Genomic DNA, 13,540 nt, shown 5'->3' on the forward strand with positions numbered 1-13,540 from the left:
TTGCTTCTTTAACTACCATATCTAATTGTTTTGGACTTAAACGTACTGCTTATTACAAGCATAAAAAAAGAGCCGATAAACGTTTAATCCTAGAATAACAGATTATATCCATTTTAACCTGTAGCCGTATTTCAGGACAAGACATTAAACTACTATGAAAAATATACTACTCGCTATTGCATTAATGATTTGTTCTTCAATTTTAGGACAAACTACCGATGAAAAATACTCAGAAGACGTAAAATCTGTAGATGCAATAATGAAAGCATATTATGATGTTGCTTCTGGTTCGAGTAGTGATCCTTGGGAATTTGAAAGAGATACATATATGCATTCTAAAAATGCTCATATAATCTTTTTAGACGAAAATGGGAGAGTTGAATTAGTCACATTGGAGGCATTACAAAACGAATTAAGGATGTCTGAGAGAAAATATTTCTATGAAAAGGAACTAAAAAGAAATGTTAGTCAATTTGGAAATATCGTTCAAGTTTGGAGCGCATATGAAGTAAGATACAAACCTGAAACCATTACAAATAATAGAGGATTGGCTAGTATTCAACTTCATTATGAAAAAGGGAGATGGTGGATAGATAGCTGGACTAACCAAATGGAATCTGATAAAAACTCATTAGTAACAGCGTTTTTAATGAAGGAGTAAAAAAAACGTTTCCTAACAATACATTACCTCTAGCAAATATTACAAACAAACTAAACAAAAAACATGAAAACACTCTATCTTTTTACGCTTGTGTTGATTTCGAGTTGTGTACAATCACAAAATTTAACCTGTGTTGATTTTAAAATTGGAACATTTAAAGCAGAAGGAATTAACTATAAACTCCCTACTACGACTGTAAGTCGATCTAAAAAAACTCAAAAAGAATCAGCTGATGGTCTTGAAACGTTGGAAGCAACAATCGAATGGAAGTCCGAATGCAATTATGAATTGATTTATTTAAATGGCTCTCCAGATATGAAAGGGCAAAAAGTTAGCGTTGAAATAATCAAAATAGAAGGACAAAAAGCTATCTGCACAGCTACTGTTGAAGGCATGCCAGGAATTAATTTGAACTTTGAAATGGAAAAACTAAAATAACAACGTTTGCCAATAAAGTACTGAGTTAAAAAACAACTCTTTTCTTCATTAATTTTGCTCACTACTACTATAAGCTTAAATAAGAATTTAAGCTTTTTTAATGCTCTCTTTTATTCTTTCTGATTATTTATCGAAAAGTATAAAAGATAAACTTAAGCCGTGTATAATTAATTACTTGGGAATTCCTTAATCGGAATTTACGCGAATTAATTATCTTTCCGCAACGGCAAAAAGTGTATCGCACTTTTAATCGCAACAAATCAGCAACAAAATCGTTGTAAACAATAAAGACAACATACGAAAAGATGAATGAAGAAATAAGAAATATGCTGGGTGTTGAAGAAAATAAACCCAATGATTGGTTTGAGACTCTTTATGCCGAATCAAATAAATTAGGAAATGGAGTTCCCTGGGCCAATATGGCTCCACATCCAATTTTTAAAAGCTGGATAGATAAAACGCTTCCTTCAGAAAATGAAAAGACTGCTTTGGTAGTTGGATGCGGTTTAGGTGATGACGCTATCGAATTGGAGGCTAAAGGATATAAAGTTACCGCTTTTGATGTTTCAGAAAGTGCCATAGCACTCTGCAAAAAGAGATTCCCAAAATCTAAGGTTGACTTCATAACAGCAGATTTACTAGAAGGAATTTCTGACTGGTCTCTGAAATTTGATCTTGTTTTAGAAATCTTTACCATTCAAGCACTACCACCAAAATATGAAGAATTATTAATAAAAAACATAGCAAGCTTTGTGTCTTCTAATGGTCAACTAATTGTTATCGCAGAAGTACAATCTGAAAAAAGAAGGTATGAAATTGGTCCGCCTTGGCTCTTGAATAATGACTATATGAAATCGTTTGAAAGAAATGGTTTAAAACAAATTTCTCATACAACGAATAATGCATCTAAAAGAGGAGAAGAAATTCACCTTTCCATTTTTCAGAGATCATAAAAAAACTGTTTACAACACCTTAGAAAATAAGCCGAAATAAAAAAGCCAAGTTAAAACTTAGCTTTTTTTGTTTTATAAAGATACCTGATCATTCCTCATTAAGAAAGACAAAAATGATAATTTTACTAGATGTAAAATCACCTAAATAACTACACAAAATAGTAATAAAAGACTGTTACTTAGAGTAGTTTTTCTAATGTAGGAGTAAAATTACAATTATTCTGCTTGTGGAGGAAGTTCTGGTAATTTATTTTTAAAACTTGGTGCATTTTCTCTATAAGAAACTAATTTCTTTTTAGAAACCATTACTAATAAATCTTCACGTAATGTAAATAAAGTAGCGGCTCTAAAAGTTGCTAGTAGTAATTTTTCTATTTCAACAGTTGCTTCGCTAAGAGTAAATTTCTTATATTTATATTCCTCAGCATATCTATGTTTAAATTCGAAAACTTCTTTACCATCAATTACAAACAAACGCATATATACATTTAACAAGCCTTCACTCTTTCTAAGCGGTTTGCTTAGCGTTAGTTTTACAAACTCATCATTTGTAAGGCTTTGTTGTAATGTTTCAAAAAGTTGCTTAAATTCACTCATACTGCAAAGGTAAAATGTTTATCAACAAAAAATACCACTAAAAGTGAGGTATTTGTATTATTTATTTTAATTTTCTGAAACGAGTTAAACAGTAAATGCTGCCACTTTTTCTAAATTTGGATTTTTCTCAACAAAAGCCTCTAAAACTTTAAAAAAGTTTAAGATATCTTCTTTGCCATTATTTGCATTAATAGTTACCAATCTAACAAAAGTATCTTCTTCAAAAGAACCAAAACCAACTACGGTTTCTTGATGCTCATACAAAGCAGTGCAAAGCGCCATTGGATCTATATTTTTATAATTGAAACAAATAGAAATAGAATCATCAAAACTATATAATGTATAATCGGGGTTCTTTCTAATATACGCTAATGCAACATCTGCCAACTTAAATTGTTGTTCTACAATTTGCTTTAAACCGTTTGTTCCTATGGATTTCCATAGCGTCCAAAATTTTAAAGCATCATTTCTTCTTCCGCATTGAAAAGAAGTTTTTCCTAAATTAAAATCGTCTCCGTCTGTTTGGTATAAATAACTTGCATCATTGCTAAAAGAAGCGTGCAAATGTTTTTTATCATTCACTAAAATAATAGAACATGTTAAGGGTGTTCCAAGCATTTTATGCGCATTATAACTAAAAGAGTTAGATCTCTCTACTCCTTTTACAAGATGTTTATACTTCTCACTAAAAATTACACTTCCACAATATGCACCATCTACGTGCAACCAAATTTTATATTTTTCTGTAATATCAGCAATTTTATCAATTGGGTCAAAAGCCCCTAAAACAGTTGTTCCTGCAGTTGCATTTACATAAGTAGGTACTCCGCCATTTTCTATATCTTCTAAAATTTGTGCTTCCAAGAGTTCTGGAATCATTCTACCTTTTGAATCTGCTTTTATATAACGAATATTATTTCTACCAATACCTGCAAAACTTGCGTTTTTAGAATTTGAATAATGACATTCTTTTGACGTATAAATAATCAAAGGTTTTGTCATTCCGTTTAATCTACAAGAAGGGTCTTTAGCATCTCTCCCCATAATTAAACCCATATAATTACTCATAGAACCCCCAGTTGGAAAAGTTCCATTACTGTTTTTACCATAACCAATTAAATCACAAGATTGTCTAATTATTTCTTGTTCAATACCTACTTGTGGGCCCGCAACTTTATAAGTATACATGCTATTATTTAGCATGACTGCTAATAAATCTCCTAAAATTGCTTTAGATTGTCTACCACCAAAAAGCTGATTAAAAAATAAGTTTGTTGCTGTTTTTGGGGTAGCAATAAGAACATCAGATAGTAGCGTTTTAAAATCGTCATCAATCATTGCCCCATCATTTAAAGAAAGATCAATCGTTTCGTATAATTCACTCGAATCTATTCTTTCTGCTACCGGGTTTATTTTTTCTTCTTTTATTAAAACTTCTACAAGTTCATTAAATAAAGCTAAATCATTCTTTATAGTAGACATGCTGTTTTTCTCTTTTTATATTGTTATTTATTCTGCAATTGTAGTGTAGCACAAATTTTTACTAATAAATGTTTTTGAAGCTTCATCAAACATATTACAAGTTCTAATTGGTTTTGCGTATAAATGGAGGGATATACTTCTCTTTTTAGAGATGTTTTCTAAACGATGAAAACCCATAAAATCTTTCATGTAGGTAATTTGATTCGCTTTTGAAACAGCCGTTTTAAAAAGTTTTAAATCGCCATTTTCATCTTTCTTATAAATAGTTTCTTCAAATTCACCCTCAATAACTTTTACCCAACATTCTTCACCACCATGATCATGAATTGCCGTTTTATGACCTTCACACCAGCAGATTAAAATTAATTCATACTTTTCTGAATCTATAATACAATTTCGGGTATAACACTCATCAGACCAAGAAACATATGCATCAAACGTATCTTTTTTAAATTTAGTGGAATGTATAATGTGATTGTAAGTCGTCCTCTCTCCTTCGGAAAGTGCTGTTGTTAAATCATTTAAAGTTTGAAGTGGTGTGGTGTTATTTTCGTTAGAATTCAAGATAATGTATGTCTTTTTTTTGTTCAATTCTTGTACAAATCCAAGGGTATTCCCTAAATTTCACTAAATAATTGAGTTTATAAATAGTAAAAACTCCTTATTACAAATATAAGGCATATTCACTCTTTTTATTCAGTTTTAAACTATTTATTAAATTATTTAATCCAAAATTTATCAAATCCCTATTTTTTTGACTATTTTTCAATATCTTGAAAATTCATTTATTCCGAATTATTAAAGATTTTGAGAATATCAAATCGCTAACAATTAACTACAACTATTATACCACTATGCAAGACGAAAATTTTATGATTAAAATAGCTGTGCTAACAGTTTATGTAGGTATTTTGTTTCTAATCGGAATTTTAGCCTCGCAACGCATTAAAGGCATGAGTGATTATTATGTTGGTGGAAAAAAAATGGGCTTTTGGGCAGTTGCATTTTCAGCAAGAGCTACAGGAGAATCTGGTTGGCTTTTAATAGGCTTGACAGGAATGGGCGCAATGGCAGGATATTCTGGTTACTGGGTTGTTGTTGGTGAATTGCTTGGCGTTTTTATATCATGGCAATTTATGGCGAAACGTTTCAAAAAAAGATCTGATGCTTTTGGTGCTATTACCATACCAGATTATTTACAAAGTCATTTTAAAACTTCTACACATACCCTTAGAATTATAGCAGCGTCTATTCTTGTCGTTTTTATTGTAATTTATGTAGCTTCTCAAATAGACGTTACCGGCGTTGCTTTTAAATCGATGCTAGGAATAGACTATAAAATTGGTGCTCTTATTGGCTTTTTTATTGTGTTAGCCTATATCTTTATTGGTGGCTTTGTAGCTGCAGTATGGTCAGATTTATTTCAAGGATTACTCATGTTTTTCGGTTTAGTACTTTTACCAATAGTTGTTTGGTTTTCTATGGACCATGGAGCTGGTGTTACGGCAGGATTAAATGCAATAGACCCAACTTTAACCCAAGTAATGGGAAGAAGTACAGATGGTTGGATGAATCTTTTTACCCTATTAGGTTTTTCTATGATTGGACTTGGATTTTTAGGTTCGCCGCAAGTGTATGTTCGATTTATGTCGATAAAAAATGAAAAAGAGGTTGATAAAGGAAAATGGGTAGCAACTGCATTTACCTTACTTACGGATGCTGCTGCGGTTACTATTGGAATTCTTGCTCGAATTTATTTTACCAAAGAAGGTCAAGATCCTGAGGTAGTTTTAGGAAATGATGGTAATAATGTTTTAAGCATGATTACTGAAGAATTTTTACCCACAATTTTAGTTGCAATATTTGTTGCCATCGTGTTGTCTGCAATTATGTCAACCATAGATTCTTTACTGATATTAGCATCTAGCGCAATTACCAGAGATTTTTATCAGAAAATATTTAGACCCGATATAAAAGATGAAAGCTTAACAAAAATTTCTAGAATTTCTACAGTTATTATGGCTTTTACTGCATTAATAATTGCCATGATTATGAATTACGTATCTCCTGATCGGCAAATATTTTGGGTAATACTATTTGGTTGGTCTGGCATTGCTGCTACTTTTTGTCCTGTAATTATTTTGACACTTTTTTGGAAAGGCTATTCAGAAAAAGGAGCTATAGCTTCTATGATTTCTGGGTTTGTCTCTGTAATGCTATTTAATTTTGTATTTAAAGAAATGGCTTCAGTTGGCAAATACTTTGTAGCACTTGATGTGCTTGCCCCATCTTTTGCAGTAGCAATCATTGTTGGTTATATGGTCTCTAAAAAATATCCTCCTAGAGCAGCAGCCATTAAAATGCTTGAAGAAATTGATGCTACAACTGATTAGAATAATTTTGACTAAAATTCATAAAAAAAGCTCAAGTTTAAAACTTGAGCTTTTTAATTTTATATACTGTTTCTATTTATTCATTTTGATATTCATATTCAATCAAAATCACTTTTGACTACAAAAGTATCAAACTTGTAAAAAACAATGTAAATTATCCTTTAAATACAATCTTACGCATACGTAAGCTTTCTGGAGTTACCTCTAAGTACTCATCCGCTTTAATGTATTCCATATTTTCCTCTAAAGAGAAATCTACTTTCGGTGCAATTTTCATAGCTTCATCTGTACCAGATTTACGCATGTTTGTTAATTGCTTTCCTTTAATTAAGTTCACAGCCATCTCATCAGACTTAGAGTTTTCACCAATTACTTGACCAATATAAATCTCTTGGTTAATATCGATAAAGAAACGACCTCTGTCTTGTAAACGGTTTAATGCATATGCTGTTGCTTTACCTGCTGCAGAAGAAACAATAGCTCCTTTTACTTCTTCGGTAAAATCTCCTTTATAAGGACCATATTCACTAAATCTGTGGTTAATAATTGCTGAACCAGCTGTTGCTGTTAAGATTCTATTTCTTAAACCGATCAATCCACGAGATGGGATTGAAAATTCTAAGTGCTGTAAATCTCCTTTAGGCTCCATAATTAACATATCTCCTTTTCTAAGAGATACTAAATTAATAGCTTTAGAAGCCATTTCTTCAGGTACATCAATAGACAATGTTTCCATTGGCTCATGTTTCTTACCGTCAACCATTTTAAGAATTACTTGTGGTCTTCCCACTTGTAATTCATAACCTTCTCTACGCATTGTTTCAATCAATACAGATAAGTGTAAAACTCCACGTCCGAAAACGTTAAATTTATCTTCACTATCAGTAGTTTCTACTTTTAATGCTAAGTTTTTTTCTAATTCTTTAAACAAACGATCACGTAAGTGACGAGATGTTACAAATTTTCCTTCTTTACCAAAGAAAGGAGAATTGTTAATTGTAAACAACATACTCATAGTAGGCTGATCAATCTCTGTTCTTGGTAATGCTTCTGGGTTTTCTAAATCTGCAATGGTATCACCAATTTCAAATCCGTCAATACCTGTAATTGCACAAATATCTCCACAAGGAACTTTATCTACTTGAACTTTACCCATTCCTTCGAATACGTGTAATTCTTTAATTCTTACTTTCTTAGTAGAACCATCCGCTTTACATAACATGTAATCTTTAGCTACTTCTAAATCTCCTCTAAATACACGTCCAATAGCTATTCTACCTGTAAAAGCAGAAAAATCTAAAGAAGTAATTTGCATTTGTGGTGTACCTTCATTGTAAGTAGTTGCTGGAATAGACTCTAAAACCGCATCTAATAAAGGGATAATATTATCTGTTTCGTTTCTCCAATCTGTACTCATCCAATTGTTTTTTGCAGAACCGTAAACAGTTGCAAAATCTAATTGCTCTTCAGTTGCTTCTAATGCAAACATTAAATCGAAAACTTTTTCGTGAACGATGTCTGGAGTACAGTTTTCTTTGTCTACTTTATTTACAACAACTATAGGAGTTAAACCTAAGTCTAAAGCCTTACCTAATACAAAACGAGTTTGTGGCATTGGCCCTTCAAATGCATCAACTAATAATAAAACACCATCAGCCATTTTTAATACACGCTCTACTTCACCACCAAAATCGGCGTGACCAGGAGTGTCAATTACGTTAATTTTTGTTCCTTTATATTGAACTGAAACGTTCTTAGAAAGAATTGTAATTCCTCTTTCACGTTCTAAATCATTATTGTCTAACAATAAGTCTGTACGTTCTTTACGATCGTCTAAGATTTTTGCTTGATCTATAATTTTATCAACCAATGTTGTTTTCCCGTGATCAACGTGAGCTATAATAGCGATGTTTCTGATTTGCATGCTTAATTTCTTAAATTTCGTGCAAAAGTAGTTGTTTCTATGTAATTTATACGAACTCTAAGTGTTTATTTTTCATTATTAAAGAATGAAACCCAATTATTTGTAAGTTAGATGCTAATTTAACAACTCATTATTCTATTACTTTAAAAAAATAATAGCTTTTAATGCAATCATTTTATTAAAAATTTTTATAAAAATGCTATTGAAAACAATCTTCTTTTAAATTTAATAGCGCAGTTAGTAAATTGTTTTGAATTAAAATAGTTATCGCTTGTAAACTGCGAGCACTTCTATACAAAAGAACAGGAACACTGTAGGCTTCTGGTAATGTGTGAATACATTATTAAAGTTACTTGCGTGGTTTTATAGATGTTGAACGTGCAATTTTTAGAGTTATAATAGACTATGAAAAAGGAGCATGTGATCATTTAGCAACCTTTACATTTATTAATGGAACAATAAGAGGTGTTGTTTTAAACGAAACAAGATTATTACATACTTAAACAGCCACATACTAAAACCTTAGTGCAAAGAAAGCAAGTAAACGCTATTTTAAAATAGCTAAATATGCCATCTGCATAAAGCCAACTTTAATAAAAAATGCTATTAAAATTTACACCACAAAAAGACCGCATTTATCTAAGTATATGCTATCACTTGAAAAAATGAATGCACAAAATACGGTTAAAAGTAAAACTTATAAATAAAAAAAACCTGAACAATAAATTTATTGTTCAGGTCTAATTCATTTTAATCCTTTAATAATCTGTATCGATTATTTAGAACTTGCTATTTAATAATATACTAGTTAACAATTAATTTTTTAAACGTGACGCTATCATTACGCTGTATTTTTAGAATATAAAAACCATTAGCATATTGATCTAAATTAATATTAAATTTTTCAGTATTTTCTTTAACGTTCCATACATTAATTAGTTTACCATCTAAAGTTACCATTTCTACTTTAAAAGGTTGTCTAATATTATCAGACCAAACAATACTTACTTTACCATGAGCAGGGTTTGGAATTAGAGAAACTTTTGACGTTAACAAGTCTTCAATATCATCTACCGCTAAAGCATTACTATTAATAATTAACGAAGTAGCATAATCACCTGCTACAACTGCATTTCCAAATGAACTAGATTGCGCAGCTAAAGAATTCCTAGCTTTAACATCACTAAGTGCATAAGTAGGTGTACTACCAACCATTAAGTCATCAATCCACCATCCAGTTGCGCCTGTTCCACCATCTGAAGCGAAATGAAAACGTACAGCGGTAACTCCTGCAGGTAAGTTTGCAATAGATTGAATATAACCTTTAGAAATCCCTCCAAACATAGCACCTACCATTTGCGTATTTTGGTCATCAGCAATGTCGTTGTATCCATTTTTTGTGAAATCATCTTTAGCAATCTTAGTCCATACAACACCATTGGTTGTATATTCTAAGTCACCACCATCGTAGCCTTCCTCTGTCGCGTATTTATGAAAGAACACTAATTCTTCATCTGCAACTGTTGCTTCATTTAAAGTAAATGTTAAATATTGTTCACTGAAAAAATCTGGATTTTTCACAAACCAAGATTTATTTCCACCATAAGAGGACTCTGTATTTAAAGCCCATTTATCTTCCGCAGATCCTTCAAATACTCCTGCTCCTGAACTAGCAACACCGTCACCACTTTCAGATTCCATTTCAAATAATGTACTTATTGTTGTAAATGGTGTCTCACTGGTTTTAATAGTTACAGTTTTAACAAATGAAGTACCACTTAGCACATCTCCAAAATTCCAAATTAATTCATTTGAAGCATTTGGCTCAACACCATCTGTTGCAGATACAAAAGTAAAATTATCTCCAGTTGGCAATTGGTTTACAATAACAAGATCTGTTGCCATACCATCAGTAACCAAAACAGTAAATTCATATTGAATATTTTCTCCAGAAGCTATTAAATATGGAGCAGAATGTGTTACAGATATAGTAGGAATAGTTGTACCTCCACAAGCAGGTGGAATTACAAAACTATCTCTTTCATCTCCTCTAACGTTTGTTCCGTAATTACCATCTTCTTGAAAACCTAAACCTCTTTTAGCAAAACCTTTCCAAATTATTTTAGAATGCACACTTCCTCCACATTCATCATCAGATCCAAACAGCAAAGCATCGGCTGCTAATATAGCATCTCTTTTGTCTGCAAATGTTGCACTACCGGGTTGTATTTTTAAACCCTCTAATACTAAACGATTAAAAACATTATTTCCTCCTGAATGAGCTGCATCAGTAAGATCTATATTTAAACCAGTCTCCTTAATATCATCGTTAAATCCGTAAACGTCTACAAACTCCTGAAATACTTCATATAACATACTACACCAAACAAAACCGACTCCATGTGGAACAGAAATTTCAGGACCTGCTATACCTAAACCATTTACTGAACCTGCGTACGTATATTCATTTATGTTAGGATCTATACTATAAGGCCTTGGTCTAATACCACTCGCTGTTGGATCTTTGTAGGTAACATAATTACCAATACCTCTTGATGGCAACACTCCATTAGGGTGCTTAGCAGTTGCATCATCTAAATCATTTGCTCTAAGTGTTGTATAAAGTCCCCAAAAATCAGACCAACCTTCACCACCTTTTTCATCGCCACTTAATGTTCCTAATCCTGTACCGCCTCTAACACTTAATCTTGTAGAAATACCATGCCCATATTCATGTGCAATAACGCCATTATCAAAAGAACCATCTCGTTTAGGAGGTACTGCACTATCTAAAAATAATTTTCCCGAAATAGTTTCACCATTTTCATTTGCTGCCCTAATTGCTTCTCTTAATTCCTTACCATCAGCATACCCAATCATTACAGCTGGTATGTCTATTGAATAAGATGTAGTGTCAGATCCTCCCATTCCTGCGGGACCTGATCCAGGTACATTATTAATAACAATAGCTGCAATTGCACCACTTTCTTGTGCGCTTACCACTTTTTCTACAAAAGAACAAGACCCTCTATCTATTACTGCAATATTACCATTTACTTCAACTTGATTATCATATGGTAACCCTGTTCCTGAAGCTTCTGAAGCTCCACATCCTTCAGAACCTCCTGGTGTGCTTCCTGCACTATTACCTTCTACAATAACATAATTACCTACTCTTTCTTTAGCTAAATCAGTATCCGCTTGTGGACCTCCGGGAAAAGAACCTTGTACGGCTGCATATTGAATTCCTCCATCGACATTATAATCTTCATCATATGTATTTTGATAAATATAAACCATGTCTGCTAAAACAGCAGGTGTCCATAGATACATTTGCATTTGACCATTAACGCCATCACTAAGCGTTAACATGTTCGCATTATTAGTACCTCCACCGTCTTGCGCTTGTGCTATAATACCGTCATTACCCTGACCTCCTCGATCTCCAATGTTTTCTTCAGGAAAACTATTAACTTCTTGAAAATTTAGATTTTCTTCATTAAAACCAAATCCATAAAAAATATCATGCATCATGTTATTCATATAGAAAAGATTTACAATTGCCGCAGCTCTATTTGGAAATGCATTGTCGGGAGTTCCTGGAGAATTAAATTCAGGTTCTTTGGTTAAATCCCAGACATAATCCCAAGTAGAAGCACCAGCGCCACCTGCAATTGTTGGAGGTGTTACACCTATTGGAGCTCCTCCTAATATTCCAGGAGAGGGATCGTAAAAAGAATACACATTATTCCCTTTAGTATCTTGAAATTCAGCACCTGTAGATTTAGTCCACCCATAAGGCGAAGCAACAGCATCACCAGCTTCTGATACGGACACCATAGTTTGTGTGCTTTCTCCATTAAAATCTACATCTATAGGTGATTCAGCAGGCAATGCTAACACCTTGAATTTATGATCTACTGCAACAGCTAACATAGACTCTTTTAAAGAACCAAATGTATTTTTGTTTTTTATAGCCTCAATTTTGTTTTCCGTCTCTAAAGCAGAATGTAGGTGTCTTTGTTGCTCATGCTGCTTGTGTAATTTAGATTCTGCCTCAGAGAAATCGTATTCTAGTCCTCCAAAAGAACAATGTAATACCAAATCTTGCTTGCTTATTATTTCGCCATTGGTTGCATCTACATAAACTAACCAATAATTTTGACGGTCTTTTGTATATAGTTGTGTCTCCCAAGTTAACTTAACTTTATCAGAATTTGTTTCATCTGATAAGTAAATTAAACGTGCTTTAAAATCGTCTGCAGCTATGTTCCCTTTTTCAAACGTTATTTCTTGTTGAGGGTTATTAGAAACATCCTTTTTAACCAATGTACTATTGGAGTTAAAATCACCTAAATTAATCATCGCATTACGCAAGGCGCGTTCTGCGTTAATTGAAGGACTACTAGTATTAACATTCATTTTTTTAAATGAATCTACTATTGCCTTTTTACCATTAACAGCATAATTAAGGTTTAATACTGCTCCTTTAACACTAATACCATTTACTTGTTGCTCGGCATAAATTCTACGAATTTTAGTGTCTGGTTCTACAAAATCTCTGTTTATTTGGTATGATATTGACTGGACTTGGCTCTTATTAGCCGAAGTTGATAAATGTTCTTGAATAAGTGTTTCTGCTGAAACATCTTTATTGGTTTGAGAAAAACCAAGCCAAGGAATAAAAAGTATTAATAAAATGCGGGGGAAATTTTTTTTCATAATTAAAAATTTGATTAAGTTAAAACATGGTTTATGTTTTATATTTCCAAAGATATACATTTAACTACAACATCGATACAACAAAATGTGGTTTAATTTGATTTTTAATGTTTTAGAACACAACATAAGTACTACAGAATGTGGTTTAACTTAATTTTTTATGTTTGTAAAACTTATTACAATGGATTAAAAAGTTAGTTTTTTTTTTCAGAAGTGCGGGTTCTATTCTCCATTTATGTGCCAAAGAGAAACCTCAGCTATTATGAACTGCCACCAAAACTTAGACACTATTTGAGCGTGTTTTTACGAAAAGTAATGAAGCAATACTTCTAGATGCGCTAAAGGAACTTGAGTTTATCAAAAAATCGGC

10 protein-coding genes are annotated in these 13,540 nt (G+C 32.4%); 5 read left to right on the top strand and 5 right to left on the bottom strand.

The annotated features are described in order from the left end of the window. Nucleotides 1-154 precede the first annotated feature (154 nt). From BTO04_RS03605 to BTO04_RS03615, 3 genes are all read left to right on the top strand, one after another. Nucleotides 155-661, top strand: a complete 507-nt coding sequence (locus tag BTO04_RS03605; RefSeq protein ID WP_087563196.1) for a hypothetical protein — start codon at nt 155-157, stop codon at nt 659-661. A gap of 63 nt (nt 662-724) precedes the next feature. Continuing rightward, nucleotides 725-1,099 (top strand): hypothetical protein, encoded by a 375-nt coding sequence (locus BTO04_RS03610; protein WP_087563197.1) that lies wholly within the window; start codon nt 725-727, stop codon nt 1,097-1,099. A gap of 305 nt (nt 1,100-1,404) precedes the next feature. Beyond that, on the top strand, nt 1,405-2,052 hold the full coding sequence (locus BTO04_RS03615) for a bifunctional 2-polyprenyl-6-hydroxyphenol methylase/3-demethylubiquinol 3-O-methyltransferase UbiG (RefSeq protein ID WP_087563198.1): 648 nt from the start codon (nt 1,405-1,407) through the stop codon (nt 2,050-2,052). Between the two features lie 216 nt (nt 2,053-2,268). Here BTO04_RS03615 and BTO04_RS03620 read toward each other — a convergent pair whose 3' ends face one another. The 3 genes from BTO04_RS03620 to BTO04_RS03630 all read right to left on the bottom strand — a co-directional run bounded on the left by BTO04_RS03620 (nt 2,269) and on the right by BTO04_RS03630 (nt 4,695). Beyond that, the gene (locus tag BTO04_RS03620; RefSeq protein ID WP_087563199.1) at nt 2,269-2,649 is read right to left on the bottom strand and encodes a hypothetical protein; all 381 of its coding nucleotides are present in this window, start codon (nt 2,647-2,649) and stop codon (nt 2,269-2,271) included. Between the two features lie 84 nt (nt 2,650-2,733). After that, entirely contained in the window at nt 2,734-4,131 is a 1,398-nt protein-coding gene (locus tag BTO04_RS03625; RefSeq protein ID WP_087563200.1) for an aminotransferase class V-fold PLP-dependent enzyme, read from the bottom strand. Between the two features lie 27 nt (nt 4,132-4,158). Next, nucleotides 4,159-4,695 carry a cysteine dioxygenase family protein gene (locus BTO04_RS03630; RefSeq protein ID WP_232455947.1) on the bottom strand — a complete coding sequence of 179 codons (537 nt, stop codon included), beginning with the start codon at nt 4,693-4,695 and terminating at the stop codon, nt 4,159-4,161. 290 nt (nt 4,696-4,985) lie between these two features. On the opposite strand from BTO04_RS03630, the gene BTO04_RS03635 reads away from it, so the two are divergent. Beyond that, entirely contained in the window at nt 4,986-6,524 is a 1,539-nt protein-coding gene (locus BTO04_RS03635; RefSeq protein WP_087563202.1) for a sodium/proline symporter, read from the top strand. 154 nt (nt 6,525-6,678) lie between these two features. Here BTO04_RS03635 and typA read toward each other — a convergent pair whose 3' ends face one another. Further along, nucleotides 6,679-8,448, bottom strand: coding sequence for a translational GTPase TypA (gene typA, locus BTO04_RS03640; RefSeq protein ID WP_087563203.1), 1,770 nt, complete (start codon nt 8,446-8,448; stop codon nt 6,679-6,681). A 353-nt stretch (nt 8,449-8,801) separates the two neighbouring features. Between typA and BTO04_RS15175 the strand changes: the two genes are divergently transcribed. Beyond that, nucleotides 8,802-8,951 carry a hypothetical protein gene (locus BTO04_RS15175; protein WP_157662426.1) on the top strand — a complete coding sequence of 50 codons (150 nt, stop codon included), beginning with the start codon at nt 8,802-8,804 and terminating at the stop codon, nt 8,949-8,951. A 301-nt stretch (nt 8,952-9,252) separates the two neighbouring features. Here the strand turns inward: BTO04_RS15175 and BTO04_RS03645 are convergent, their stop codons facing one another. After that, entirely contained in the window at nt 9,253-13,170 is a 3,918-nt protein-coding gene (locus BTO04_RS03645) for a M36 family metallopeptidase (RefSeq protein ID WP_198342103.1), read from the bottom strand. Nucleotides 13,171-13,540 lie beyond the last annotated feature (370 nt).

Origin of the sequence: Polaribacter sp. SA4-10 (assembly GCF_002163835.1) — a bacterium.
In the GTDB taxonomy this organism is placed as follows: domain Bacteria; phylum Bacteroidota; class Bacteroidia; order Flavobacteriales; family Flavobacteriaceae; genus Polaribacter.

What these genes read in the sequence shown, in the direction of transcription:
- BTO04_RS03610 (WP_087563197.1), top strand. Translation starts at nt 725, where the DNA reads ATGAAAACACTCTATCTTTTTACGCTTGTGTTGATTTCGAGTTGTGTA.
- BTO04_RS03615 (WP_087563198.1), top strand. Translation starts at nt 1,405, where the DNA reads ATGAATGAAGAAATAAGAAATATGCTGGGTGTTGAAGAAAATAAACCC.
- BTO04_RS03620 (WP_087563199.1), bottom strand. Translation starts at nt 2,649, where the DNA reads ATGAGTGAATTTAAGCAACTTTTTGAAACATTACAACAAAGCCTTACA.
- BTO04_RS03605 (WP_087563196.1), top strand. Translation starts at nt 155, where the DNA reads ATGAAAAATATACTACTCGCTATTGCATTAATGATTTGTTCTTCAATT.
- BTO04_RS03635 (WP_087563202.1), top strand. Translation starts at nt 4,986, where the DNA reads ATGCAAGACGAAAATTTTATGATTAAAATAGCTGTGCTAACAGTTTAT.
- BTO04_RS03625 (WP_087563200.1), bottom strand. Translation starts at nt 4,131, where the DNA reads ATGTCTACTATAAAGAATGATTTAGCTTTATTTAATGAACTTGTAGAA.
- typA (WP_087563203.1), bottom strand. Translation starts at nt 8,448, where the DNA reads ATGCAAATCAGAAACATCGCTATTATAGCTCACGTTGATCACGGGAAA.
- BTO04_RS03645 (WP_198342103.1), bottom strand. Translation starts at nt 13,170, where the DNA reads ATGAAAAAAAATTTCCCCCGCATTTTATTAATACTTTTTATTCCTTGG.